This window comes from Paraburkholderia caledonica NBRC 102488 (assembly GCF_000685095.1).
GTDB classification, from domain to species: Bacteria; Pseudomonadota; Gammaproteobacteria; order Burkholderiales; family Burkholderiaceae; genus Paraburkholderia; species Paraburkholderia caledonica.
This window is the reverse complement of record NZ_BAYE01000008.1, coordinates 259,183-283,486: the sequence shown is the minus strand read 5'-3', so window position 1 is coordinate 283,486 and position 24,304 is coordinate 259,183. Positions and strand designations below refer to the sequence as shown.

Here is a 24,304-nt window from a genome sequence, read left to right as displayed (position 1 = left end):
GCGCCGGGCAGGGGAATCTGATTGTAGTCGTAGGTCGACGGTCTTGCTGTGGAGCGCCTCGGCCCCCGCGCCGCAAGTGGCGTCGTTCAACGCGCTCTCACGGTACGTGTGTACGAGGCGATCATGGTCGCCAGTTCCTGGGCGGCGGGCGTGACAGGAATGGCCGCGCGCTGCAGCAGGCAGACGGTCTGCTCGATGGCGCGCTCGCGGACGTCGATCACGGTGAGCGCACTCGCAAAAGGCCCCTGCTTCGCGACAATCGACGACTCCAGCGACAGGCAATCCGTGGCGCCCACCAGGTGCAAGGTCTCGTACAGGCCTTCCACGGTCGCGACGATTTCAGGCGGCGGCAAGCCATGACTTTCGAACAGATGGCTCAGGCGGTTGACTTGCGGATCGTCGGTAAGATTCGGTGAGCGCGTTGCGATCCACGCGCAGCCGGTGAGTTCCGCGAGCGTTCGCGCGCCGGCTTTCGGGTGACCCTTGCGGCAGACAATGACCGGGTCGGACGGATAAAGCGGTACGACGGACAGATCCGCTGTATCGGTATGTTTCGACACCAGGGCGACCGCGAAGTCCAACGTGCCTTCACGAATCCACGAGATCATCATGCGCGAGGTGCCGGTGCGCAGATGCAGCGCGACGTGCGGAAAGCGCGTGCGGAAATCCATCAGCACGGGCGCCAATGCATCGACGAGCGGCTCGGTGGTCATGCCGAAGGTAACCTCGCCCGCATAGTCGCCGCGCAATTGCTGCACTTCCTGCTCGGCGCGTTCGCATTCGCCGATGATCGCGCCAGCGCGCTGCAACAGCCGCTGGCCCAGCGCGGTCAACGCAATGCCGCGATTCGTGCGGATAAACAGCGTGGCGCCCAGGATCGATTCAAGGTTCTGCAACTGCTGCGTGATGCCGCTTTGCGCGACGCCCAACGCGCGCGAGGCTGCGCGCAGGCTGCCATGTTCGGCTACTGCCTTGAAGGCTCGCAGTTGCGAGATGGTCAACGCCATATGAACGTCCGTGTGGTAGTTCGCAGGGTGGCAAAGGTACTGCACCGCGCAGGCCGCGTCTGTGATCGGCAAAGGTGATCATGATAGTCGGAACGGGACTTTTGTGAAGCGCGGCGCCGGCATACGATGACCTGGCCACGATCCGTCCACTCGACCTTTCCGCTCCCATGAAACTTCCGCTGATGATCTTCGGCGCCGCGCTGATGTTTAGCTTCGGCGCGTTTTCCGCTGAGTCCAACACGCTGCGCCTGGGCATTGACCCGAGCTATCCGCCGATGGACTCCAAAGCGCCTGACGGCAGCCTCAAAGGTTTCGACGTCGATCTCGGCAACGAGATTTGCCGCCGCATTCAGGCGCGTTGCCAATGGGTCGAGCTAGAATTTTCGGGAATGATCCCGGCGCTTCAGGCACGCAAGATCGACGCGATTCTGTCCTCGATGGCCATCACGCAAAAGCGTGAGCAGCAGATACTCTTCACGTCGAAACTCTTCCAATTCAAATCGCGGCTAATTGCACGGCAAGGCTCGCCGCTCGCCGCGGGCCTGCAAGCGCTCTCCGGCAAACAGATCGGCGTGCAATCGGGCACGCAGTTCGAAGGCTATGCGCTTACCCACTGGGTGCCGCTCGGCGCGCATGTCGTCGCATACAAGAGCCAGGACGAAGTATTCGCCGACCTGCAGAACGGACGCCTGGACGGCGCATTGCTCGGCTCCGTCGAAGCGGATTTCGGTTTCCTGCGCATGCCGGCCGGCAAGGGCTTTGCGTTTGTCGGCGAACCGCTTTCAATGGGCGATCGCGGCACGGGCATCGGCTTGCGCAAGGACGAGACGGCGATACAGGCGTCGATCAACGCGGCGATTGCCGCCATGTTGAAAGATGGCACCTATGCGCAGATCGCAAAGAAGTACTTCGACTTCGACCCATACGGCAATTGATGCCCACGCGTCTTGCTCTTCAACCGAAAGCTTTCCACTCATGAACAGGCAATCGCATCCGCTTCTTTCGCCGGCTATCGGCACGCACCGCGAACTGGTGTCGTTTCACTTCGGCCCGGTTGGCAACGGAGAAAAGATCTATATTCAGTCGTCGCTGCACGCCGACGAAACGCCGGCAATGCTGACCACGGTTCTATTGAAACGGCGTCTCGTGGAACTCGAACAGAAGGGCGTCTTGAATGCGGAGATCGTGCTCGTGCCGGTGGCCAATCCGGTTGGACTCGGGCAATACATACTCGGCCAGTTTCTAGGGCGCTTCGATCTCGCGAGCGGCAAGAACTTCAACCGGTATTTCCTGCAGTTCCCCAAGCTGATTGCGCGGGCTCGCGAAGCGCTAGGTGCCGACGCGGCGGAAAACGTGCGCATTGTTCGTCGGTTGATTGCTGAGGAACTGGCCGCACAAAAACCGTTGACCGAATTCGAGTCTTTGCAGTTGGCAATGCTCAAGCTCTCGTGCGATGCGGACGTCGTAATAGATCTGCACTGCTCGCTCGAAGCCGCGATGCATCTGTACACGAGCGAGGCGGCGTGGCCGCAATTCGAACCGTTCGCGCGCTATCTTGGCGCACAGGCCTCGTTGCTCGCAACCAACTCGGGCGGCGAGGCGTTTGACGAAACGCACAGCCTGTTGTGGTGGCAATTGCAGCAGGAAATGCCCGCCGACAAGCCGGTGCCCAACGGCGCGATTGCCGTAACGGTGGAGTGCCGCGGCCAGCGCGACGTTACCTACGAAGCCGCACAGCAGGATGCCGACGCGATCGTCGACTATCTCGTGTGGCGCAAAGCTATTCGACTCGATGCGAAGCCGCTGCCGCCGCTGTTGACGGCTGCCACGCCGCTTGCGGGCAGTGAGCAGTTCTATGCGCCAGTGAGCGGCATTCTGATTCATCGCGCGAACATTGGCGACACGATTTACGTGGGGCAGCCGTTGTTCGATATCGTCGATCCATTAACCGACGAAACGACCACGCTCACGAGTCACACGGAAGGTGTGTTCTATATGCGTCGCGCGATCCGCTTCGTGACGGCGGGCGCGCCGCTGGGGCGAGTGACAGGAGCGCGGCCGTTCAGAACAGGCGTGTTGTTAGGGGCGTAGTTACACCAGCATGCAAGATGACTTCGGCAAGCCGCGCAGACAACACGCGGCCAGCCGAAGTCTCAGCTTCATACGCTGTTAATTCGCCACCAGCACCGGCGCGATCGCCGCCGGATCGCTAATACTCGGCCGGCCATTTTCGACGTGGCCTGCAACGCGGCGCAAGAAACTCTCGTCGTCGTTACTGGTCACCGTCAAGTCGTACCAGTGATGGCTCGCCGCGAGCACCCACGCCTCTTCGATATGCGCTCCGGCCGGCACCAGCACCGGGCGAGGGCGCGCGCCATACGCGTTGTCGGTCACCGTCAAACGCGCGAGCTTGCCGCCCTTGTTGCTGAACTTGAGGAACACGTTGCCGTTCGCGACATCGTATTGCACCTTCACTTCGGGCTGAGCGGGTTTCCCGTTGTGATGCCCCGCGCCAAACTGCGATGCCTGCGTTGCCCCTTGCGCGGTTGCCGCAACGTTGCCCGCGAACTTGCGCACGAAGCCATTCGGGCCGAACACTTCGAATGCATATGCGCCGTTAGTCGTCGTGAGATCGAACGACTCGCTGAGCGACTTGCCTGCTTCAACGGTGTAACGCCACGGACCGTCCGTGCGGTTCGTCGAGTACACATAGAAGTGCGCGCCCTGATCGCCGGTGTTGCCGATAGAGAGTTCGAACGTGCTCTTCTTCGCGTCGGCCTGGCCGTTCACATGCAGTTCGTACGGCAATGCGCGCGCGAAACGGATGCCGCCTTCCTGCGGGTCGATCGCGCCCGGCGTTGCTGGAACGGTCGGCTTGGGCTGCGTCGCGCATTGGTTGTCGGCAATGCTCTTGTAGTTGCTCGTGTCGGGCAGCGGCGGCACTTTCGAATCCGGCGTGCGGAAGTCGAACGCCGTCGTCAGATCGCCGCACAGAGCGCGACGCCATGCGGTTATGTTCGGCTCATACACACCAAAGCGCGTTTCAATGAAGCGAATCACCGACGTGTGATCGAACACCTGAGAGCATACGAAACCGCCCTTGCTCCACGGCGAGACGATCGTCATCGGCACGCGTGGGCCGAGGCCGTAAGGCAGGCCGTCGGCCGTATAGCTGCCGCCGCGCCCCGGGTTGACCACGTTGTGAATTTCGCCTTCGGTGCTGACCGTGGACTTGCCTTGCGCGGGCGTGGTCGCGGGTTGCGGCGGCACCATGTGATCGAAGAAGCCGTCGTTCTCGTCGTACATGATGAAGAGCACGGTCTTGCTCCACACCTCCGGGTTCGACGTCAATGCATCGAGAATCTGCGACGTGTATTCGGCGCCATATGCAGGCGTGTATTGCGGATGCTCCGAGTAGGCAGCCGGCGGGCACAACCACGAAACTTGCGGCAGCTTGTTGGCGAGCACGTCGGCTTTCAGATCGTCGATCGTGCGCACCGTCTGCGCGCGTTCATACAACGGCGAGCCCGGCTGCGCGTTGATGAAGTTGCTGAAATTCTGCAGGATGTTGGTGCCGTAATTACCATTCAACGGATCGGAGCCGGTCAACCCTTGCTGATAGACCTGCCACGAAATACCCGCGGCTTGCAGGCGCTCGGGGTACGTGGTCCAGGACAGCAACTGATAGTTCGGCGGGCCGTCGCCGTCCACCCAATCGTTGTTATCGAGCAGCGGCCCGCCGAACTTGCCGGTCGGGTCCACGGTGCCGGTCATCAGATACGAGCGGTTCGGGTGCGTCGGTCCCGGCAGCGAACAGAAGTACGCGTCGCATACGGTGAACGCATCGGCGAGCGCGTAGTGAAACGGAATGTCGCCGCGCAGGTGGTAGCCCATTGTCATATCGGTCTTGGTGGCGGGCCACTGGTCATAGCGGCCGCCGTCGATCGCCGCATGCGTTTTGTACCAGCTGTGATCGAGGTCGCCCACGCATTGCGCGCTCGTCGTCGACGTATCCAGATGAAACGGCAGCACAGGTTTCGTCGGGTCCGCCTTCGACGGTTGATACCACACCGGCTTGCCGCTCGGCAGCGGGATCGGGAAGCGGTCGTTGTAACCACGCACTCCGCGCAAGTGGCCGAAGTAGTGGTCGAACGAGCGGTTCTCCTGCATGAACACGACGATATGTTCGACGTCGCGAATGGTGCCCGTGTGCGAAAACGCGGGAACGGCCAACGCATTGCGGATCGACTCAGGCAGCGCGGTCAGCGCGGCGGCAGCGCCGGCGGAAGAAGCCACGGTCTGCAGGAAACGGCGACGGCTATTTGATGTCATCGAATATCACCTTCTGCGGGGGGAAAGAATAGCGCGCCGCGCGCGCCGGTGGAATCGCTCAGTTGCTGTTCGCGCTGTCGCCGGGTGCGTAATGCATGACGGGCGCCACTTGCTGGCTGTCGGCGGCGAGGCTGGCTTGCATGTTCTGCGTGATCGCGTCGGACGCGAGGACGGGGTCCGCCGCGAGCGTCGCCGAAGCGTCGGGGGGATATGTCGGCGAAGATGCCGCTGGACTCGCCGCGTTATTCGCGACAACGCCCGGCGATGAAGACGCATTACTCGACGCGGAATCATCCGCGCCGCAACCGTTTAGCGCTAACGTTGCGAGCGCAACGAACAGCGCGCCAGCGAGGCGTTTGTCTCTTCTCATGTCTGCATCCAGTTTCGTGAGAGCGGATGCAGTCTCCAACCCTTTCAAGAAATAATTGTGAAACGTTTGCGAGTGGGAAAAATGACTCGCGTTTGTGAGTTCTTCGAAAGGAACCGGAAAGTGATAAGTAGGAGAATGGACACGTTAGTGCCATCGGCTTGACGTTCAAGCACACCGAAACATAGCAACCGCCTTGCACGAGTGCTCACGCCATGACACGCATTGAACGACCTTTCGACATGACGCGTCTTGAAGACGAATGGCTTGAAGCCGACGGCTTCGGCGGCTTCGCATCAGGAACCGTGGGCACGCTGCGCACGCGCCGTTACCACGCGTTGCTGTTGAGCGCCACGCGAGCGCCGGGCGGCCGCATCGTGCTCGTGAACGGCATCGAAGCATGGCTCGAAGCGCAGGGGGAGCGTTATCCACTCAGCATGCAACGCTATGTACCCGATGTGGTCTATCCCGATGCTGCGGCGAACATGCTCGACTTCACCACAGAACCCTGGCCGACATGGCGCTTCCAGTTCAATGCGGAAATCCTTGTCATAGCTGAAGTGTTCGTCAGCAAGGCGACGTGCGAAACGGTATTGCGCTGGAGGTGGCAGCGTACGCAAACAGCATCGCAAGCAAGTGGGCTCACGTTGAAAGTGAGGCCGCTTTTGTCGGGCCGCGACTATCACGCGCTGCATCACGAGAACGCCGCGTTCGACTTCAATGCTCAAACCGGCAGTAACGCCGGTTGCGTAAGCTGGCAACCGTATGGAGATCGGCCGCGTATTCATGCGACGACGAACGGCGTCTACACGCATGCTCCCGATTGGTATCGCAACTTCTGCTACGTTCGGGAGCGCGAGCGCGGGCTCGATTTCAGCGAAGATCTGGGAACGCCCGGCGTTTTCAGTTTCGATCTCGCAGAGGCGCAAGCAGTGATGATCCTCAGCGCGTCGAACCCAACGACCGCACACCCTGTGGCAACGAGCGATGCCGATCAGCTGGCCGGCGTCGAAGAACAACGCCGTATTGCCTTCGGCTCGCGTCTGCAACGATCCGCCGATGCCTACGTGGTGCAGCGTAACGAAGGCCGCACGATACTCGCGGGTTTCCCATGGTTCACCGACTGGGGCCGCGATACGTTTATCGCAATGCGCGGCTTGCTGATTGCAACAGGCCGACTCGACGCTGCCGAATCGATCCTGCTCGAATGGTCTGGAACATTGTCCGAGGGCATGCTGCCGAACCGCTTTCCCGACTACGGCGATGCACCGGAATACAACTCGGTCGATGCATCGCTGTGGTTTATCGTCGCCGTGCACGACTATTTGGCGACGAATCATGCCAGCGCCGCAACCATAAAGCGTCTGCAGCAAGCGGTCGAAACGATCCTCGCGGGCTATACGCAAGGTACGCGTTTCAACATCAAGGCGTCTGCGGAAGATGGTCTGCTATGTGCGGGCGTGCCCGGCATGCAGCTAACGTGGATGGACGCGAAGGTCGGCGATTGCGTCGTGACGCCGCGTATCGGCAAACCGGTGGAAGTGCAGGCGCTGTGGATCAACGCGTTGCGCATTGCAGCAACTTGGAACCAAGAATGGCAATCGCCGGCCGAGCAGGCGTTGCAAGCGTTTGTTAAACGCTTCATCGACCCGTCCACGCAAACGCTTTTCGACAATGTCGACGTGGATCATGTAACCGGCACCGTGGACCGCTCGATTCGCCCGAATCAGATTTTCGCGGTCGGCGGTCTGCCTTTTGCATTGCTCGAAGGCGCGGCGGCGCGCGCGGTGGTCGATCAGGTCGAAGCGCAATTGCTCACGCCGCTCGGCTTGCGCACGCTCGCGCGGTCGGACCCCGCTTATCGCGGCCGCTACAGTGGCGCGCCCTACGAACGCGATGACGCCTATCATCAAGGAACGGCGTGGCCGTGGCTGCTCGGGCCGTTCGTCGAGGCCTGGCTGCGCGTGCGAGACAATTCACCAGACGCGCGCGGGGAGGCCCAGACACGATTTCTCGATCCGCTATACACTCATCTCGATCACGCCGGTCTCGATCACATTTCCGAAATTGCCGACGGCGACGCGCCGCATGCCCCCGCAGGCACACCGTTTCAGGCGTGGTCGCTTGGAGAACTGCTGCGGATGGAGCATCTGCTTGCCGGGTTGGATCGCACCGGCGCTTAAACCGCGCTACGATGTGTGTCTCTCCGCCAAGCCCGACGCAAGGACGCTGTCATGCCACCGCTGCGCGCTGCCAATCTGTTAGACACCACTGAAGGCTCACGCCTGCATTCGGCGGACTGCGCCCACTGGCAGCGTTGGGGACCGTACCTCAGCGAGCGCCAATGGGGCACCGTGCGCGAGGACTACAGTGCGGACGGCACAGCTTGGGACTACTTTCCGCACGACCATGCGCGCAGCCGCGCGTACCGTTGGGGCGAAGACGGTATTGCCGGATTCGGCGACGACACGCTGAGCTGGTGCGTGTCGCTTGCTCTGTGGAATCGCAAGGACCCGATCCTGAAGGAGCGGCTCTTTGGTCTCACGAATGCGCAAGGCAACCATGGCGAGGACGTAAAGGAGTTGTACTTCTACCTCGACGGTACGCCCACGCATTCATACATGCGCATGCTTTACAAGTATCCGCACAACGCTTTTCCGTATCAGGATCTGATCGAGGAAAACGCGCGACGTGGCGGCGACATGCCCGAGTACGAGATTCTCGACACCGGTGTGTTCGACGATTTGCGCTATTTCGACGTGCAGGTCGAATACGCAAAGCATGCGCCGAACGACATCGTCATGCGCGTGACAATCGAGAATCGCGCGGATGAGCCAGCGTCGCTCGATGTGCTGCCGCAAATCTGGGCGCGCAATTCGTGGTCGTGGAAAGAGAACACGGACAAACCTTCGCTGGTTGCGGGCACCGACCATAACGGCCACGCGCAATTGATCGGTCATCAGCATGGACAGGAGCCGATCGTCGTCACGGCCTGGTCGAACGACGTGCCGCAAGTCACGTGGCTCTTCTGCGAGAACGACACCAACGTGAAGCGTCTGTTCGACATGGAGGCCGAAGGTCCGTTCAAAGACGGCTTCAACGACTACCTGGTGCATGGCGACCAGCAAGCGGTGCGTCGCGAGCATGGCACGAAAGCCGGCGCACATGCGCCGATCGAACTCGCTCCGCACGGCCGCGCGGTGGTCTACATGCGTTGGCGTCCGGAAGCGAGCCCCGACGCAGTGCCTCTCGACGCCGATGCACTCTTTGCGAAGCGGATTGCGGAGGCCGACGAATTCTACGGCGCGCTGCAGCACGACATGAATGACGCTGACGCGCGCCTCGTGCAGCGTCAGGCGCTCGCGGGCATGCTGTGGTCGAAGCAGTATTACCGGTATGACGTGCATCGCTGGCTGGAAGGAGATCCTTTGCAGCCAAAGCCCGCGGCCGGACGCAAGCGTGGACGCAACGCGGACTGGATGCATTTGTGCAACGCGGACATCGTGTCGATGCCGGACAAATGGGAGTACCCATGGTACGCGTCGTGGGATCTCGCGTTTCATGCAGCAGCGTTCGCGCTGATCGATCCAGCGTTTGCGAAGCGTCAACTACTGCTCCTGGTGAAAGACCGCTATCAGCATCCAAATGGACAACTGCCCGCTTACGAATGGGCGCTCAGCGATGCGAATCCGCCCGTGCATGCATGGGCCGCGTGGCGCGTGTATGAAATCGACCTTGCGCTCACGGGTAAGCCAGACCGCGACTTCCTCGAGCTGATCTTTCATAAGCTGCTGCTCAATTTTTCCTGGTGGGTGAATCGCAAGGACGCCGACGGGCACAACATTTTTCAGGGCGGTTTTCTCGGTCTCGACAACGTGGGGATCTTCGATCGTTCGTCGCCGTTGCCAACCGGCGGTCACATCGATCAGGCGGACGGCACCGCGTGGATGGCCGCTTACGCGCTCGACCTGATGCGCATTGCGCTCGAACTTGCGTATGCGAACCATGTGTTCGTCGATATCGGCGTGAAGTTTTTCGAGCACTTCCTGTACATCGCGCAGGCCGTGAGTTGCGACGACGGCTGCGATACCGGACTGTGGGACAGCGAGGACGAATTCTTCTACGACAAGCTGCGCCTGCCTGACGGCAGCAGCGTTCCCATGCGTGTACGCTCGATTGTCGGGCTCATTCCGCTCTTCGCCGTGCACGTGCTCGAAGAGCGTTTGCATGGTCAATTGCCTGGATTGCGGGATCGGCTTGTCTGGTTCCTCAAGCATCGTCCAGACCTCGCAAAGCTGGTCTCTCGCTGGGACGAGCCGGGCAAGGGCAACGCGCTGCTGCTGTCTGTGTTGCGCGGGCATCGTATGAAAGCGCTTTTGCGGCGCGCGCTCGACGAGAGCGAATTCCTCTCCGATCATGGCGTGCGCGCGCTGTCCCGATACCACCGCGATCATCCGTTCGTGTTCAACCACAATGGCAACAGCTTTACCGTCAAATACCTGCCGGCCGAATCGGACACGCGCGTGTTTGGCGGCAATTCGAACTGGCGCGGTCCGGTGTGGATGCCGGTCAACTATCTGTTGATCGAATCGCTATACGAATTCCACCGCTATTACGGCGACGAATTCCGCGTCGAATATCCGACTGGTTCGGGCCAGAAGTTCTCGCTGTGCGAAATCGCCGACGAACTCGCGCGCCGCGCGACCACGCTGTTCCTGAAGGACAAGAACGGTGAGCGTCCGGTAATGGGCGCTTATCCTTTGCTGCAGACTGACCCCCGTTCGAGCGATCTGATTCTGTTCCATGAGTATTTCCACGGCGACAATGGGCGCGGCGTCGGCGCTTCGCATCAAACAGGCTGGAGCGGACTCGTAGCGTTGCTGTTGCAGCCGCGTGTCATGGCCGCTTCCGGCAGCGTGCCGCGCGCTGGCGAGGCGGGGCGCGCGCCGATTCCGACTGCGCCGCCGGCACCGGCACGCGAGGTCGAGCCTGAAACGGCGTCTGCGTTGGCGACAAGTTCCGTCAAATAGCGCGCTATCGTTTTGAACTGTGTGGCTGCGGGCGTGGTCTTTCAAGTATCGCCACGTCCGTTTCATTGGCTTCTTCCAAGTGAATCCCATGCCGACTACACCGAATCCTCAAGCCGCTGATCCTTCGAACGCAGACGCTAACGACAACGCTGCTGTGGCGCGCAGTTGCAAAGTCAGTGCGAACCCGCACGGTGAGCCGCCGTCGCCTGCGGGCAAACGTCCGGCGCCGCCTTGCACGCTGGTGATCTTCGGCGCGGGCGGCGACCTTACGAAGCGCCTGCTGATGCCCGCGCTTTACAACCTCGCGGTAGACGGCCTGCTCGACAACGGCATGCAGATTGTCGGCGTCAATCACGGCGCGCGGGAGACGGCCGAGTGGCGGGAAGACCTGCACCAGTCGCTGCAAAAATTCGCTGCCGACAAGGCCAGCACCTTTCACGCCGGCAAGCTGGATGACAACGCGTGGGACTGGGTCGCGCAGCGCCTCGAATATATGGCCGGCGAGTTCGAGACACCCGACACTTTCGCGCAGCTCAAGCAGAAACTCGCTGAGGCGCCGGGCGGCAATGTGATCTTCTATCTGGCGGTCACTTCGCGTTTCTTCAAACCGATCGTCGAGCATCTGGGCGAGGCGGGTTTGCTCAAAGAGGGCGATGGCTTTCGCCGCATCGTGATCGAAAAGCCGTTCGGCACCGACCTTGCAACAGCACGCGATCTGAATGCGCATATCCTTTCATATGCGAAGGAATCGCAGATTTATCGCATCGACCACTTTCTCGGCAAGGACACGGTGCAGAGCATTCTTGCCGTGCGCTTCGCCAACGCGCTATTCGAGCCGGTATGGCGACGCGAATATATCGACAGTGTGCAGATCACGGCGGCGGAAACAATCGGCGTGGAAGGGCGCGGCAAGTTCTACGAACAGACCGGCGCGTTTCGCGACATGGTGCCGAACCACCTGTTCCAGTTGCTCGGCATGGTTGCCATGGAACCGCCCAATTCATTCGATGCGGAAGCCGTGCGCGATAAAAAGGCCGAAATTTTCGACGCCATCTTGCCGCTGACGCCGAACGACGTCGTGTTCGGTCAATACGAAAGCGGCGCTGCAGGCGTGGGTTATCGTGAGGAGCCGGATGTCGCGCCGAACAGCACGACTGAAACGTATGCCGCCGCGCGCGTGTTCGTAGAAAATTGGCGCTGGGCCGGCGTGCCTTTTTATCTGCGCACGGGCAAGCGGCTCGCCGCGCGTCGCACGGAAATTTCAGTGCAACTGAAGCCCGTGCCGTTTCGTTTGTTCCGCGACACGCCTGTCGATGCGCTTACGCCTAACGTGCTGACTTTGCGCATCGACCCTGCGCATGGCACGAGCTTCGACTTCAACGTAAAAACGCCGGGTCCCGTAATGCAGATCGGCCCGGTACAGTCTTCGTTCGATTACGGCGATTTTTTCGCGGAACGCGCGAACGTAGGCTATGAAACGCTGCTGTACGACTGCATGCTCGGCGACGAGACGTTGTTCCAGCGCGCCGACAGCATCGAAACGAGCTGGTGCGCGGTGGACGATGTGTTGCATCCGAAAGCGGGCGGCGCGGTCCCGGTGCACGGCTATGCGGCCGGCAGCGAAGGGCCCGCCGAAGCAGACGCGCTGCTGGCGCGCGACGGCCGCGCGTGGCGTCCGTTGAAAGCGGGCGCGGTCCAGAAGAAGTAATGCCATGAAGCACAACCACACATACGGGGTAACCGTGGCGACATCTAAAGCAAACGCGGCAAAGGCGGCAAAGGCCGCAAAGCAGGCTGAAGCTGCACAAGCAGCAACGAGTGACGAGCGGATTCTTGCAATCGACGTCGGCGGCACCGGCCTGAAAGCGGCGATTATCGACGCGGACGGCCAGATGCAGACCGAGCGCTTGCGTGTCGCGACACCGCACCCGTGTACGCCCGATCAACTTGTCGATGCGTTGGCGAAACTCGTGGAGCCGCTGGTCGCAAAAGCGCCGGCCGCGCTGATGTCAATCGGCTTTCCGGGCGTGGTCCGCAACAACCGTATTCTGACGGCGCCGCATTTCGGCGTGGAAGGTTGGCACGACTTTGCGCTTGCCGATCTGCTCGCGCAAAGGCTAGGCGGCTTGCCGGTCCGCATGATCAACGACGCCGAAATGCAAGGCTTCGCCGCAATTGAAGGCAAAGGAATTGAATTCGTCCTGACGCTCGGCACCGGCGCGGGAACGGCGCTCTTTCGCGACGGCGAGCTGATGCCTCATCTGGAACTTGCGCACCATCCGGTGAGCAAGAAAGGCGTCGCTTACGACGAGTACATCGGCGACGCCGCGCGCGAAAAAGCTGGGAATAAGCGCTGGAATCGGCGCGTTGAAAAAGTGATTCGAATTCTCGAATCGCTGGTGAATTACGACAAGTTGTGGATCGGCGGCGGTAACGCGGCACGCCTGACATTCCAATTGCCGCCGAACGTGGCGACGGTTTCGAACGATGCGGGCATTGAAGGCGGCGCGCGGCTATGGCATCCACGGTCGGTGCGCGAAACGCGGCAGCTTCCCGAAGCGAATGCACGCGTTGGCAAATTCGAATAGTTCGAACTCACGTCAATGGCGAATAGCCGGGAGCAAGCAGTAATGATTCGAAGGGCTTACGTTGGCACTGCGCGGCGTCTGATGTCTGCCGGCGTGGGTATGATGCTCGCCTTCATCGTGGCTGTTGCAAATGCGGCTGACGCGTTCACATTGACGTCGCCGGGTTTGGCCGACGGCGCGACACTCGAATCGACTCACGCGGCCAGCGCCAACAACTGCGGCGGCGGCAACGTGTCGCCGGCATTGCAGTGGCACAACTCGCCCACAGGCACGAAAAGCTATGCGGTGACGATCTTCGATCCCGACGGCGCGAAGGGTTTAGGCATCGTGCATTGGGTGCTATACGGCATTGCGCCTTCCGTTACCTCGCTAGGCGCGGGAGCCGCACTGCCGCCTGGCAGTGTCGGTGGGACGAATCGCACCGGTGGCACGGGTTATTACGGACCATGCCCGCCGGTCGGCGAGGTGCCGCATCACTACGTTGTGCAGGTCTATGCACTTGATCTCGCGCCCGACGCCTTGCCGGCCGGCTTGACGAGAGACGCGCTGCTTGCCGCGATGAAAGATCACGTGATTGCGGCAACCAGCACAGTGCTTCGATACGGGCGATGATCGCAACGGGCTTGCAGCCAGCGATCACCCGGCACGTTTAGCGCGCTGCGTCGCCCCATCGATATTCGACGCTGGCCTCGTCGAGCTGCTGCTTGATGTCGGCATCCAGCACGAGTTCGGACGCCGCCAACGTATCGTTCAATTGCTCGGCGCGACTCGCGCCGATAATCGCCGACGTAACCAGTGGATTTGCCAGCACCCACGCAAGCGACATGCGGGTTAGCGACTCGCCGGTCGGCTCGACAATCGCTTTGAGCCGCTCGATCGTCTCGAATTCGCGTTGATGCCAGTACCGCTCCTGATACATGGCGCCCGCCTTGCCGACGGTTTCAGTGAAGCGGCCCGACGGCGGCGCTGCATCGAGCTTGTGCTTGCCCGTCAGCAAGCCGCCCGCGAGCGGGTTGTACGGCATGACTGCAAGTTGCTCCTCTGCGGCCAGCGGCAGCAGTTCACGTTCGATCTGGCGGAACAGCAGGTTATAACGCGGCTGCACCGAGACGAAGCGCGCCACGCGCAATACATCGGCGCGACCCAGCGCACGCGCGAGCCGATACGCGAGAAAGTTCGATACGCCGATGTAGCGTGCTTTGCCCGAGCGAACGATCACGTCCAGCGCTTCGAGTGTTTCGTCGAGCGGAGTGTCCGCGTCGTCGGAATGGAGTTGATAGAGGTCTACATAGTCAGTGCCGAGACGCTTCAGCGAGGCATCGATTGCATCGAGTAGATGCTTGCGCGACGCGCCCTGGTCCCATGCCGAAGGGCCCATCTTGCCAACTGCCTTCGTGGCCAGAATGAAGCGGTCGCGCTTGCCCTTCAGCCAACGGCCCACGATCTCCTCCGTGCGTCCCGCGTCGCTGTGCTCGCTGCCGAGCGGATAAACGTCGGCCGTATCGATGAAATTCACGCCGGCGTCGGCGGCAGTATCGAGAATGCGGCGCGAAGCGTCTTCTTCGGTCTGCAGGCCGAAGGTCATCGTGCCGAGGCACAAGCGGGAAACCGTCAGGCCAGTGCGGCCGAATTTGCGGTATTGCATGCTCAACTCCGGAATTGAACGAACGGGTTGCGATAGGGAATACGGCAAGAAGCGTGCGAAGAGGATAAACGCAAAACGATAGTTGCGTTGACAGGCGCACAGCCATGCATTGCAAACGTAAGCTGCGCACTTGGCCGCTTGAAAATGGCCGCTCGCGCTAGAATCGTGCAGCGCATTGCTTGCCGCTTCAACCGGAATTTCGACGATGACACGCCCAGCCGCCACAGTCACGAACCACGCCACGAGCCAGAACGCAAGCGAAGCGACAAGCGTGGTGGATGCCGCGCTCGTCACGCGCCGCTCGATCCGCGCATTTCTGCCGACGCCGGTGCCGCGCGCGGACATCGAGGCGATTCTCGAAGTGGCGAGCCGCGCACCCTCCGGCACCAATACGCAGCCGTGGAAGGTCTATGTGGTGACGGGCGACTCGCTCGCGCGTCTGTCGCAGGCCTTGCTGGCGGCTTACGATCATCCGGAGCGCGACACGCTGTATCGCGAGGAATATCCGTACTATCCGCGGGAATGGGTGTCTCCTTACATCGACCGCCGCCGCAAGATCGGCTGGGATCTGTACGGACTGCTCGGCATTGAAAAGGGCGACAAGGCGCGCATGCATGAACAGCACGCGCAGAACTATCGGTTTTTTGGCGCGCCCGTGGGTCTTTTCTTCACCATCGACCGCGTAATGGAGCGCGGCAGCTGGCTCGATTACGGCATGTTCATGCAAGCCATCATGACGGCGGCGCGCGGGCGTGGCCTCGACACCTGCCCGCAGGCCGCGTTCACGCCGTTTCATCAGGTGATCGCAGCGCAACTCGATCTGCCGCCCGAGGAGCAACTGGTGTGCGGCATGTCGCTCGGCTTCGCAGACGAAAACGCGCCGGTCAACGCGTTGCGCTCCGAACGGGAACCGGTTGAACGATTCACGCGGTTCCTCGATTGAACGCCTGACGATAAAACGGCCTGTGGTTCAGGCGCGTCCCACTACGTACAAAGGAGTCGAATAATGAAAACATCGCGCCGCCATTTTTTATTGTTGGGCGTGAGCGCAGGCTCATCGCTCATGATTTCGCGCGCGGCTTTTGCCGGCGGCGCGAACGCACTCAGCGAGGCCGATCCGCAGGCGCGGGCGCTCGGCTACAAAGACGACGTGTCAAAGGTCGACAAGGCTAAGTATCCGCAATACGCAGCGGGCCAGAATTGCGCGACATGTTCGCTGTTTCAGGGCAAGGCTACCGACGCATACGGCGGCTGCACGCTGTTCGGCGACAAGCAGGTCGCCGCGCGCGGCTGGTGCAGTTCGTACACGAACATGTGAGCCGCAGGCAGCCGCGCATTCGTCAGATCAACGCGGCGAGCAGAAGCTCATGTGAGCGGCCGATCCACACGGCGGCGTCGCGGTGATCGCGCAGCGCGTCGCCGGTATTCGGGTGCACGAAAATGTCGAGCGTGCCGTGATTGAGCGTCAGCCAGCCAATCAGCTCGCCGAACTGCTCGTGGGCGAAAGCCATCTGATACGACCACATGGGGTGCGGCCCGACCGGGCGTTCGTGAAAACGGCCCATCTGTAGCTTGCCATGCCAACGCGCTTCGATCTGCTCACGGAACGCCCAGGCGCTGTCGCGCGTCGCGGAATCGAAGTAGACATGCGCGTGCCAGCTTTGAATCACGGAAGTGTCACGAAGAGTCATGCCGAGCCTGTGGTGTGTCAGTCGTTATCCGCCATTTATTCTGCTTCAGTTTCCGCCGACGCGCGCGGCGCGCGCCTCATGTGAAACTGTCTTTCATCCTCGCCCACGATTTCAAAACCGAGCTCGTATAGACGTTGTGCCGGGTTGCCTTTGAGCACCTTGAGCGCGACGGGCAATGCGTTGGCGTCGGCGGCGCGCAGCACTGTGCTGAGCGCTCGTTCGCCGATGCCGCGCCTTTGCAGCGCGGGCGCGATCTGCAATTGAACGACTAGCCATTCAGTACCAGTGCGATGCGCTTTGAGCAAGCCGGCAGGCATGCCGTTGACACAAATGACACGCGCTGCGTCGTAACGATGCAGCAAACGCGCGCGATGCTCGGCGTCGTCCGCAGGTTCGCCGACACGCGCGAGGTGTTCGGTCATCGTCGTCTTGCGCAGTTCGAAGAGAAAGGGCTCGTCTCCCGCGACGGCGGGGCGCAGGGTTATCGCGGCGTGGTCGTCGGACATGTCGGAGCGGCGCCGTGTGCGGAGCCGGTTAGTAAGAATGGGCGCGAATTGTCACGCTGCCAGTGCTTTTTTACCATGCTAGCTTGTTCCCATGCGCGCGTTCGCGCAGAGAATGCGGGTTGGTCGCCGCTCGCGCGAGTCACGAAAGCCGGAAGCGGCGCCGCGACTTTAGCCGCGATGCATCAGGCGCCGCCGATGTTTGCCGCTCGCGCGACACGCTATGCAAGCGCGTTCTGCGGGTCGCCGAAGCATGAGCGCAGCACGTTTAGCGCTGATTGGCATGTGCCTTGCTTTTGCCCTACCCGCGGATTGCTACGCACGCGAGTTCGAGACTTCGCGCGCGACACGCCGAAACGCCGGGGAAACGGCGCCACTTGGCATACAACGAACAATGCTGAACACGAAACCACATGTTCTGACGCGCGCGATAGATGGCGACGCGATGACGCTCGTCTTCTACCCCGACACAGGCTGCCTGCGTTTCGCCGATTCACGCGGTGTGGTGTGCCACGAACTCCGGCCGCCGCATTCCTGGTTTGCGATTTCGTCCGCGTTGCGCGAAGTGCGCGGCGGGACACACGCGATGTCCGAAGGCTTGAGTACCCTATTGCATGAGTTCTGCCGGAAACGCTCAAGGTGGCTGAGCGATCGGGCGCACATGCCGGCGGCGGCCACCGCGCTGGTGTTTGCTCCGGCGCTTCGTCTCGCAGCCCGGCCCGCGTCTACGTCGGCGGTGTTGCCGGGAGATGCGGACATGCACGCGCCGCTGCGTTCGCTTACGATGAACATAGCGGCAGCACAGTAGGGAATTCATCAGCCGAAAGATCGGCGCCGGTTTGCGTGTCTATTCAGTTTTGTTCGGTGTTGTCCGTTTCAGTACGGCGGACGGCATAACCAACTTTGCGAGGTGGGCCATGGAGATTATCGAGCTTGAACCTAGCGTCTCGGCTGACGGGCGCGCGGTGATTTTCCAGCTTTCGGCGCGAGGACGAGACCTCGAATGCGCGGTAACGCGCGAAGCGCTGGAGCAGCATTTCTGGCTGCAGCGCGGCGCTGCCGAGGACCGCATGCTGAAAACGTTTGCGGATGGCCGCAAACGCATCACTGCTGTCGCGGAAAGAAAGATGCTGGCACGTCCGGGCGATAGAGTCCTGTTGACGATCAGCGATTTTGCCGCGCGCTAATGACGGTTCATCGCCGTGCACGCATCGTCGTCATGACGTTGCGTGCGCTCTCGTCGCGCTGAATCTTGTGCGAGCGGGCGCTCGATAGCGCCCTCGCTCGCCTGCTTGTTCGCCATTCGCGTGTGAGTCGTTCACGCGGTTCCGGCATCCCTCCTGCATGCGTCCCCGATTGTTACGCCGATTCGTTAAACTGGCGCGGCAAATCCCTTCCTTTTGCCCAATTGCCTGGGCGCTCGCTCGCATAAACTGTTTTACATGGAGCGACAAATCACCGAGCCCCATCGACGCGGTCTTCCCCCGCGTTGTTTTGAACCGTACCGTTGATGGCAGTTTGCCGCGGTGTTCGACGCGGCAGGGCAGTAACGCAGCACGAAGTAGAAGCAAAGCAATGGCGCAGTAGCAGGTGAAGTAGCAACAACCGTTTTTGCAGTGCTGGTAGTAGTTGACCTGGCAACGACCGTTTTCCAGTAACAGTTGAAGTCGCAACGAAAGTCTCAGCAGTAGCAGTACAAGTTCAGAAGATGTCTTCGCAGCAGCAACATAAGTAGCAAGATTGGCAGTAACAGCGTTTCAGTTTCGATGGTTACAGGTCGGCGAGCATCCACGCGCGAGCACGACTCTTCCATCCTGTCCGGCCCTGTTCTCTCGCGGGAACAGGGTTTTTTTTCGTCGATGCGATGAAGGCACGCGACCTTCGCGTTTTAAGCCGGACTTAATATTCGCTTGCCATCATGCTTACACAGACTCACATTAGAGGCTGTTCAGCCGCCGGCGCATCGGCGGCAGTCGTCGCGGGAGATCATACCGATCGTGCGACGAAGCCGAGAGTTAGCGAAGGAGGTGAAACCTATGTCCAGTAAATCGCGAGTCCGCAAACACAATTCGCCGGCCATGTCGCCGCTGTTGCGTGCGCTGACTCAAAGCCGTAGCACGCACGAGCCGGTTACCGCTGCGATGCTTCTGCAGTGCTACGCGGCGCTCGACGCGTTCGAGCACGGTCACGGCTCGCGCGATCTGCACATGTCGTTGAGCCGGCACTTGCTCGTGTCGCAGGAGCTTGCGCGCCTCGGCCTCGGCGAAGACCTTCTCGACGATATCGAGAGCGGCCACGCCGCCATGGTCCAGTTAGACAGCCGCGAGCAGATAACCGGCAAGTGGACGCTCAGTGACGACGAACACGCACGCCTGTGCACGTCGCTCGCGATTCTGGACGAGCAATTGTCCGTGGCATCGTTGAGCGAGATTGCGAGCGCTCAGGCGCGAATGATCGAAGGCCTGATGCGGTCCGCGCGGACGAAAGCAATCGCCGAAGCGGTGCTCTGACTGTAAAGCCGCAAATCCCGCGAATAGAAAACGCCTCATGTGGGGCGTTTTTTTTTGCAGCGCCGGTTAATCGTTGTACTGCGTCACATCGCAATAGCTGATCCAGTTCTGATTGCCGCCGAGTTCAACCAGACGCGAACCCCCTGAGGTCGGCGCGGGGAACGGACAATTCGTACATGTGTGAACGCCTTGTGAATTGATTCCGGCGCTGACGGTCGTTTGATACTGCCCAAGCGTGGTGTTATTCGGCGTGCCCACTGCAAAGCCGTCGACTTCGCCGTTCGTGCCGGCCAAGGTCAGACCGGATGCCTGAATCTGCACCGAATTCACCGGATACGCGAGGCTCTGCCCGTTGACGAGGCTGGACCAGCTGACGCTCATCGCATACTGAATACCGGCACGCGATCCGGCCGGAGTAAGAAACTGCGTCTCGAAGTAGGACAGCAAACTCGGCCACGACACCGTTGCACCGGCCGCCGCGCCGAGCGGGCTACCCGGGTTCATCATCTGCGACACGCCGAGCTTCGCGCCGTTGCTGTCGTAAAACGTCACCGTGTAGGTGGCGTAGAGCGGCACAGTGCCGACATCGACCGACTGCGCCGCATACACGCCGCTCGACGCGGGCGGCGCGAAGCTGGTGGTCGACGGCAGCGATTGCCATGACCAGCCCAGGTGGCGTCCATTAAGGTCACACTTGCGCCGACCCATGCGCTGCCGCTCGCTACGGTGCCGGTAACAGATGTCGCGGTGGCAGTTTGCGTATTGGACGAGCCTGGCCCGGACCCCGAACCGCCGCCTCAACCGCTCAGTTGAAGAAACGCAAAAGGCACTGCGGCCGCGACGGCGCTGCGCAATAACGTTCGATGCATGAAATCCCCGATGCTGATTCGTTTTGATATCGGCCCGTTATGTCGATAAGCGATTTTCAATCCTCGCGCGGTGTCGTCGGATTGAAAGCGATACCTGTGTTTTCTCACACTTTAACGGCCGTTTTAAATAGCGGCGGATGGCGCGTTGGGAGAATACTTCAAATCGACGCAAGCGTGCCATGTGGCAAAAGTGAATCCGCAATGCGTTGAAGCTTACGAGTCTCCGTAAAAGCGTGGGGTTCGCCGCCGATTAGTCCGCGGTTCAGGCTTACCGGAACGATCCGCGCTTGCTAGACTGGTTTTCCGCGCTCATCCCAAGCGCGTTTTTCTTCCGCCATCCGACTGCCGGGCGCCTGTCCGCAGCTCATTAATTGGAGACGCCATGTCTTATATGCTGCTGATTGTCGAGCCTCCGGAACAGCGCATCGAGCGCGGCGAGGCGAAAGGCCGTGAAGTCTACGATCAGATGGTGCGTTTTGCCGCCGACCTCAAGGAGCGCGGCAAACTGCTCGCGGTCGAATCGCTCACTTCTTCCCGCGACGCCGTGCGGGTGCAGGTGCGCGACGGGCAGCCGAAACTGGTCGACGGACCCTTCGCAGAAGCAAAGGAAATGGTCGGCGGCTTTTTCCTCCTCGATTGCGATTCGCGCGAGGAAGCGGTGGCCATTGCGCAAGCCTGTCCGGCGGCGACCTGGTGCACCGTCGAGGTACGCAAGCTCGGCCCCTGCTTCGCCTAGGCTATCGGTGCCTGTCTGCTTGGGGTTTTCACCAGGCGCCCGTGCTGTCTGTCGAATCGCTCGTGCATTGCTCGTCGTGTGAGTAAGAGCAGGCCAACGCGCCACGCTCAACGAGACATCCTCGAACCTCACGACGAAAGGAGTAACCGCGATGCGATTCATGATCCTGGTGAAGGCGACTGCCGCGAGCGAAGCCGGCGAGATGCCAGAAGCGTCCTTAATGGCCGCGATGGGCGCGTACCACGAAGAACTCGCCAAGGCAGGTGTGCTGCTGGACGCCACTGGCTTGCAGCCCAGTTCGAAAGGATGGCGCGTTCGCTACAGCGGCGGTAAGCGCTCGGTGATCGACGGTCCGTTTGCCGAGACGAAGGAACTGGTCGCCGGCTACACGCTGATCCAGGTACGTTCGCGCGAAGAAGCGATGGAATGGGCGCGGCGTTTTCCCGCGCCGTTCGGCGAACAGGCTGACGGCGAAATAGAGGTGCGGCAGCTCTACGAACTCGAGGTCTTCGAGCCGAGCGTGGAACTCGAGCGCTTTCGTGAACTGGAAGCGGGCCGCCGCTGATTCCACGCCAATCGACTACTGGACTCATCATGCACAAGCAGATTTTCGTCAATCTCGCGGTCGATAAACTCGATCGGTCAAAGGCATTCTTCAGCGCACTCGGTTTTAATTTCGATCCGCAATTCACCAACGATCAGGCGGCGTGTTTGATCCTCGGTGAAAATCTTTACGCGATGCTGCTGGTCAAAGACCTGTTCAAGTCCTTCACGCGCAAGTCGCTTTGCGATCCGAAGGAGAGCACGGAAGCGCTCGTAGGCCTGTCATGCGAAAGTCGAGGCGAGGTCGATGCGCTCGTTGCCAAAGCGCTCGCTGCTGGCGGCACCGCGCCGCGTGCGCCGCAGGACTACGGCTTCATGTACGGCCACGGTTTCGAAGACATCGACGGGCATATCTGGGAGCTGATCTACATGGACCCCAACGCGAAGGCGCCGGGTTGAGCCTGTGACGAAACCGGCCACTCACCGTGCCATCGAGGCAGTCTGGCGGATCGAGTCCGCCAAGGTCATCGCCTACGTCGCGCGGATGGTGCGCGACGTCGGGCTCGCCGAAGAGCTGGCGCAAGACGCGCTCGTGTCGGCGCTCGAACATTGGCCCGACGCGGGCGTGCCCGACAATCCCGGAGCGTGGCTGATGGCGACCGCAAAGAACCGCGCCCTCGATCGCTTGCGGCAGGAAGCGTTGCACGCGCGCAAACGCGAAGAGCTGGGTCACGACCTGGACGCGCTCGAGGCGCATGTCGTGCCGGATTTCGTCGATGCGCTCGACGCCGCCCGTGCCGACGATATCGGCGACGATCTGCTGCGGCTCGTCTTCACCGCATGCCATCCGGTGTTGTCCACCGACGCGCGCGTCGCGCTCACGCTGCGTTTGCTCGGCGGCCTGACGACGGACGAGATCGCCCGCGCTTTTCTTGTGCCGGAACCGACCGTCGCACAGCGCATTGTCCGCGCGAAGCGGACGCTGTCGGCGGCGAAGGTGCCGTTCGAGGTGCCGCAGGCCGAAGCGCGTGCGCCGAGGCTCGCGTCGGTGCTGCAGGTGATCTACCTGATCTTCAACGAAGGCTATTCGGCGACGGCTGGTGACGACTGGATGCGCCCCGCGCTCTGCGAAGAAGCGCTGCGGCTGGGGCGCGTGCTCAGCGGTCTAGTGCCTGACGAAAGTGAAGTGCACGGCCTCGTCGCGTTGATGGAAATTCAGGCGTCGCGCACGCATGCGCGCACCGATGCACGGGGGCGCCCCGTTCTGTTGCTCGATCAGGACCGAAGCCGTTGGGACCCGCTTTTGATCCGTCGCGGGCTGGCCGCGCTCAACACCTCGCACGCACTTGGCGGCGCGAGCGGGCCATACGCGCTGCAAGCCGCGCTGGCCGCGTGTCATGCCCGCGCGCATCGGGCGGAAGACACAGATTGGGCGCAGATCGTCGCGCTGTACGACGCGCTTGCGCAGGTGGCGCCGTCGCCGGTTGTCGAATTGAACCGCGCGGTTGCGGTGGGTATGGCCTTCGGACCGGCGGCAGGCCTCGAGATTGTCGATGCGCTCGCGGCAGATGCGGCGCTCGCCAACTATCACTGGCTTCCGAGCGTGCGCGGCGATCTGCTTGCGAAACTCGGTCGCATGGATGAAGCGCGCGCGGACTTCGAACGTGCTGCCGCGATGACGCGCAACGCACGCGAGCGCGAGTTGTTGCTCGAACGCGCGCGTGCGGTGATGCAGTAGGCTGCCGAAGTTTGTGCGCATAAACCGGGCATAGCCACGGCACTGCGCGCGGCCGTGCGCCGACGACGGCGTTCTCCCAGGCACTGTGGGAGACATCACCGAAAGCGCACTGGAACCTGCTAGCGGATCAACTGACGCACGCCCAACGCGATGATCAGGCCGCCGCACACCCGGTCGACCCATACCTTGCTGCGCCGGTACGCGGACGCGATCCGCGCGTGCGACAACGTCAGTGCAACGAAGCCATACCAGCTGCTTGCCACGACGAACACCATGCCCAGCATCGCGACGAAAGTGCCGACGCTCTCATGCGGCGGCGCCGCGGACGAAAACACCGCAGCAAAAAACGCGACCGACTTTGGATTCGCGATATTCGTCGCGAAGCCTTGAGCGAATGCCTGGCGGACGCTGCCGCCAGGCGCCTGCGCATTCTGTTGCGGGTTGCCTGCGGAAGCCTTGAAGATCAGCCGTCCGCCGAACCAGATCAGATAAGCGGCGCCAGCCGCTTTAACGGCGAGGGCCAGCCACGGAAACGCTGCGAACACAATGCCGACGCCGAGAATCGCGCAGCTCGCCCAGAACAGGTTGACGAGCACAATGCCCGCCACCACCGCCAGCGCTTCGGTGCGTGTAGCGGAGGCCGCCTTATGCGCGACCGCAACGAAGTTCGGACCGGGAATCACAACGCCGGCAACATACACGGATAACACACCTAGAACGGCCGAACTATCTACCACGCGAAGCT

The 24,304-nt window shown here is 61.4% G+C and carries 24 protein-coding genes; 16 read left to right on the top strand and 8 right to left on the bottom strand.

The features are described 5' to 3' along the window. Positions 1-86: 86 nt before the first annotated feature. On the bottom strand, positions 87-1,007 hold the full coding sequence (locus tag BCA01S_RS18950; protein WP_027778262.1) for a LysR family transcriptional regulator: 921 nt from the start codon (positions 1,005-1,007) through the stop codon (positions 87-89). 167 nt (positions 1,008-1,174) lie between these two features. On the opposite strand from BCA01S_RS18950, the gene BCA01S_RS18945 reads away from it, so the two are divergent. Then, the gene (locus tag BCA01S_RS18945) at positions 1,175-1,942 is read left to right on the top strand and encodes a transporter substrate-binding domain-containing protein (RefSeq protein WP_027778261.1); all 768 of its coding nucleotides are present in this window, start codon (positions 1,175-1,177) and stop codon (positions 1,940-1,942) included. A 40-nt stretch (positions 1,943-1,982) separates the two neighbouring features. Beyond that, positions 1,983-3,098, top strand: a complete 1,116-nt coding sequence (locus BCA01S_RS18940; RefSeq protein WP_027778260.1) for a succinylglutamate desuccinylase/aspartoacylase family protein — start codon at positions 1,983-1,985, stop codon at positions 3,096-3,098. Between the two features lie 78 nt (positions 3,099-3,176). Here the strand turns inward: BCA01S_RS18940 and BCA01S_RS18935 are convergent, their stop codons facing one another. Together BCA01S_RS18935 and BCA01S_RS18930 are read right to left on the bottom strand one after the other, a co-directional pair. Continuing rightward, positions 3,177-5,339, bottom strand: coding sequence for a phosphocholine-specific phospholipase C (locus BCA01S_RS18935; RefSeq protein ID WP_027778259.1), 2,163 nt, complete (start codon positions 5,337-5,339; stop codon positions 3,177-3,179). 58 nt (positions 5,340-5,397) lie between these two features. Further along, positions 5,398-5,709, bottom strand: coding sequence for a hypothetical protein (locus BCA01S_RS18930; RefSeq protein ID WP_027778258.1), 312 nt, complete (start codon positions 5,707-5,709; stop codon positions 5,398-5,400). A gap of 212 nt (positions 5,710-5,921) precedes the next feature. Between BCA01S_RS18930 and BCA01S_RS18925 the strand changes: the two genes are divergently transcribed. From BCA01S_RS18925 to BCA01S_RS18905, 5 genes are all read left to right on the top strand, one after another. Further along, on the top strand, positions 5,922-7,889 hold the full coding sequence (locus BCA01S_RS18925) for an amylo-alpha-1,6-glucosidase (RefSeq protein WP_027778257.1): 1,968 nt from the start codon (positions 5,922-5,924) through the stop codon (positions 7,887-7,889). A 51-nt stretch (positions 7,890-7,940) separates the two neighbouring features. Further along, complete coding sequence (locus BCA01S_RS18920; RefSeq protein ID WP_027778256.1) at positions 7,941-10,736, top strand: MGH1-like glycoside hydrolase domain-containing protein; 2,796 nt, start codon at positions 7,941-7,943, stop codon at positions 10,734-10,736. Between the two features lie 88 nt (positions 10,737-10,824). Beyond that, the gene (zwf, locus tag BCA01S_RS18915; RefSeq protein ID WP_027778255.1) at positions 10,825-12,444 is read left to right on the top strand and encodes a glucose-6-phosphate dehydrogenase; all 1,620 of its coding nucleotides are present in this window, start codon (positions 10,825-10,827) and stop codon (positions 12,442-12,444) included. A gap of 4 nt (positions 12,445-12,448) precedes the next feature. Then, positions 12,449-13,324 carry an ROK family protein gene (locus BCA01S_RS18910; protein WP_027778254.1) on the top strand — a complete coding sequence of 292 codons (876 nt, stop codon included), beginning with the start codon at positions 12,449-12,451 and terminating at the stop codon, positions 13,322-13,324. A gap of 42 nt (positions 13,325-13,366) precedes the next feature. Next, a complete protein-coding gene (locus tag BCA01S_RS18905) occupies positions 13,367-13,936 on the top strand; it encodes a YbhB/YbcL family Raf kinase inhibitor-like protein (protein ID WP_027778253.1) in 570 nt (189 codons plus the stop codon). Positions 13,937-13,973: 37 nt separating this feature from the next. Here the strand turns inward: BCA01S_RS18905 and BCA01S_RS18900 are convergent, their stop codons facing one another. After that, entirely contained in the window at positions 13,974-14,969 is a 996-nt protein-coding gene (locus BCA01S_RS18900; protein ID WP_027778252.1) for an aldo/keto reductase, read from the bottom strand. 205 nt (positions 14,970-15,174) lie between these two features. Between BCA01S_RS18900 and BCA01S_RS18895 the strand changes: the two genes are divergently transcribed. Continuing rightward, the gene (locus BCA01S_RS18895; protein WP_042318898.1) at positions 15,175-15,912 is read left to right on the top strand and encodes a nitroreductase; all 738 of its coding nucleotides are present in this window, start codon (positions 15,175-15,177) and stop codon (positions 15,910-15,912) included. Between the two features lie 63 nt (positions 15,913-15,975). After that, on the top strand, positions 15,976-16,287 hold the full coding sequence (locus BCA01S_RS18890) for a high-potential iron-sulfur protein (protein ID WP_027778250.1): 312 nt from the start codon (positions 15,976-15,978) through the stop codon (positions 16,285-16,287). Positions 16,288-16,309: 22 nt separating this feature from the next. On the opposite strand, the gene BCA01S_RS18885 is transcribed toward BCA01S_RS18890, so the two are convergent. Continuing rightward, positions 16,310-16,660, bottom strand: a complete 351-nt coding sequence (locus BCA01S_RS18885) for a DOPA 4,5-dioxygenase family protein (protein ID WP_027778249.1) — start codon at positions 16,658-16,660, stop codon at positions 16,310-16,312. A 35-nt stretch (positions 16,661-16,695) separates the two neighbouring features. After that, the gene (locus BCA01S_RS18880; protein WP_027778248.1) at positions 16,696-17,166 is read right to left on the bottom strand and encodes a GNAT family N-acetyltransferase; all 471 of its coding nucleotides are present in this window, start codon (positions 17,164-17,166) and stop codon (positions 16,696-16,698) included. Positions 17,167-17,557: 391 nt separating this feature from the next. Here BCA01S_RS18880 and BCA01S_RS18875 point away from each other — a divergent pair, with 391 nt between their 5' ends. The 3 genes from BCA01S_RS18875 to BCA01S_RS18860 all read left to right on the top strand — a co-directional run bounded on the left by BCA01S_RS18875 (position 17,558) and on the right by BCA01S_RS18860 (position 19,673). Then, positions 17,558-17,971, top strand: coding sequence for a hypothetical protein (locus BCA01S_RS18875; protein ID WP_027778247.1), 414 nt, complete (start codon positions 17,558-17,560; stop codon positions 17,969-17,971). Between the two features lie 109 nt (positions 17,972-18,080). Beyond that, entirely contained in the window at positions 18,081-18,350 is a 270-nt protein-coding gene (locus tag BCA01S_RS18870) for a DUF1488 family protein (RefSeq protein ID WP_027778246.1), read from the top strand. An 849-nt stretch (positions 18,351-19,199) separates the two neighbouring features. Then, positions 19,200-19,673, top strand: a complete 474-nt coding sequence (locus tag BCA01S_RS18860) for a hypothetical protein (RefSeq protein ID WP_027778245.1) — start codon at positions 19,200-19,202, stop codon at positions 19,671-19,673. A 66-nt stretch (positions 19,674-19,739) separates the two neighbouring features. Here the strand turns inward: BCA01S_RS18860 and BCA01S_RS18855 are convergent, their stop codons facing one another. After that, positions 19,740-20,381, bottom strand: a complete 642-nt coding sequence (locus tag BCA01S_RS18855; protein ID WP_027778244.1) for a hypothetical protein — start codon at positions 20,379-20,381, stop codon at positions 19,740-19,742. 543 nt (positions 20,382-20,924) lie between these two features. Here BCA01S_RS18855 and BCA01S_RS18850 point away from each other — a divergent pair. The 4 genes from BCA01S_RS18850 (at position 20,925) to BCA01S_RS18835 (ending at position 23,559) form a co-directional block, all read left to right on the top strand. Continuing rightward, positions 20,925-21,278, top strand: coding sequence for a YciI family protein (locus BCA01S_RS18850; protein WP_020068730.1), 354 nt, complete (start codon positions 20,925-20,927; stop codon positions 21,276-21,278). A gap of 151 nt (positions 21,279-21,429) precedes the next feature. Then, on the top strand, positions 21,430-21,843 hold the full coding sequence (locus tag BCA01S_RS18845; RefSeq protein ID WP_027778243.1) for a YciI family protein: 414 nt from the start codon (positions 21,430-21,432) through the stop codon (positions 21,841-21,843). Positions 21,844-21,872: 29 nt separating this feature from the next. After that, positions 21,873-22,280 (top strand): VOC family protein, encoded by a 408-nt coding sequence (locus BCA01S_RS18840; RefSeq protein ID WP_027778242.1) that lies wholly within the window; start codon positions 21,873-21,875, stop codon positions 22,278-22,280. Between the two features lie 4 nt (positions 22,281-22,284). Then, complete coding sequence (locus BCA01S_RS18835; protein WP_027778241.1) at positions 22,285-23,559, top strand: RNA polymerase sigma factor; 1,275 nt, start codon at positions 22,285-22,287, stop codon at positions 23,557-23,559. A 119-nt stretch (positions 23,560-23,678) separates the two neighbouring features. Here the strand turns inward: BCA01S_RS18835 and BCA01S_RS18830 are convergent, their stop codons facing one another. After that, positions 23,679-24,296: a LysE family translocator gene (locus BCA01S_RS18830; RefSeq protein ID WP_027778240.1), complete on the bottom strand. Its 618-nt coding sequence runs from the start codon at positions 24,294-24,296 to the stop codon at positions 23,679-23,681. Between the last annotated feature and the right edge of the window lie 8 nt (positions 24,297-24,304).

Coding starts and splice junctions, on each gene's coding strand:
- BCA01S_RS18950 (WP_027778262.1), bottom strand. CDS start 1,007: ATGGCGTTGACCATCTCGCAACTGCGAGCCTTCAAGGCAGTAGCCGAA.
- BCA01S_RS18945 (WP_027778261.1), top strand. CDS start 1,175: ATGAAACTTCCGCTGATGATCTTCGGCGCCGCGCTGATGTTTAGCTTC.
- BCA01S_RS18940 (WP_027778260.1), top strand. CDS start 1,983: ATGAACAGGCAATCGCATCCGCTTCTTTCGCCGGCTATCGGCACGCAC.
- BCA01S_RS18935 (WP_027778259.1), bottom strand. CDS start 5,339: ATGACATCAAATAGCCGTCGCCGTTTCCTGCAGACCGTGGCTTCTTCC.
- BCA01S_RS18930 (WP_027778258.1), bottom strand. CDS start 5,709: ATGAGAAGAGACAAACGCCTCGCTGGCGCGCTGTTCGTTGCGCTCGCA.
- BCA01S_RS18925 (WP_027778257.1), top strand. CDS start 5,922: ATGACACGCATTGAACGACCTTTCGACATGACGCGTCTTGAAGACGAA.
- BCA01S_RS18920 (WP_027778256.1), top strand. CDS start 7,941: ATGCCACCGCTGCGCGCTGCCAATCTGTTAGACACCACTGAAGGCTCA.
- zwf (WP_027778255.1), top strand. CDS start 10,825: ATGCCGACTACACCGAATCCTCAAGCCGCTGATCCTTCGAACGCAGAC.
- BCA01S_RS18910 (WP_027778254.1), top strand. CDS start 12,449: ATGAAGCACAACCACACATACGGGGTAACCGTGGCGACATCTAAAGCA.
- BCA01S_RS18905 (WP_027778253.1), top strand. CDS start 13,367: ATGATTCGAAGGGCTTACGTTGGCACTGCGCGGCGTCTGATGTCTGCC.
- BCA01S_RS18900 (WP_027778252.1), bottom strand. CDS start 14,969: ATGCAATACCGCAAATTCGGCCGCACTGGCCTGACGGTTTCCCGCTTG.
- BCA01S_RS18895 (WP_042318898.1), top strand. CDS start 15,175: ATGACACGCCCAGCCGCCACAGTCACGAACCACGCCACGAGCCAGAAC.
- BCA01S_RS18890 (WP_027778250.1), top strand. CDS start 15,976: ATGAAAACATCGCGCCGCCATTTTTTATTGTTGGGCGTGAGCGCAGGC.
- BCA01S_RS18885 (WP_027778249.1), bottom strand. CDS start 16,660: ATGACTCTTCGTGACACTTCCGTGATTCAAAGCTGGCACGCGCATGTC.
- BCA01S_RS18880 (WP_027778248.1), bottom strand. CDS start 17,166: ATGTCCGACGACCACGCCGCGATAACCCTGCGCCCCGCCGTCGCGGGA.
- BCA01S_RS18875 (WP_027778247.1), top strand. CDS start 17,558: ATGCTGAACACGAAACCACATGTTCTGACGCGCGCGATAGATGGCGAC.
- BCA01S_RS18870 (WP_027778246.1), top strand. CDS start 18,081: ATGGAGATTATCGAGCTTGAACCTAGCGTCTCGGCTGACGGGCGCGCG.
- BCA01S_RS18860 (WP_027778245.1), top strand. CDS start 19,200: ATGTCCAGTAAATCGCGAGTCCGCAAACACAATTCGCCGGCCATGTCG.
- BCA01S_RS18855 (WP_027778244.1), bottom strand. CDS start 20,381: ATGGGTCGGCGCAAGTGTGACCTTAATGGACGCCACCTGGGCTGGTCA.
- BCA01S_RS18850 (WP_020068730.1), top strand. CDS start 20,925: ATGTCTTATATGCTGCTGATTGTCGAGCCTCCGGAACAGCGCATCGAG.
- BCA01S_RS18845 (WP_027778243.1), top strand. CDS start 21,430: ATGCGATTCATGATCCTGGTGAAGGCGACTGCCGCGAGCGAAGCCGGC.
- BCA01S_RS18840 (WP_027778242.1), top strand. CDS start 21,873: ATGCACAAGCAGATTTTCGTCAATCTCGCGGTCGATAAACTCGATCGG.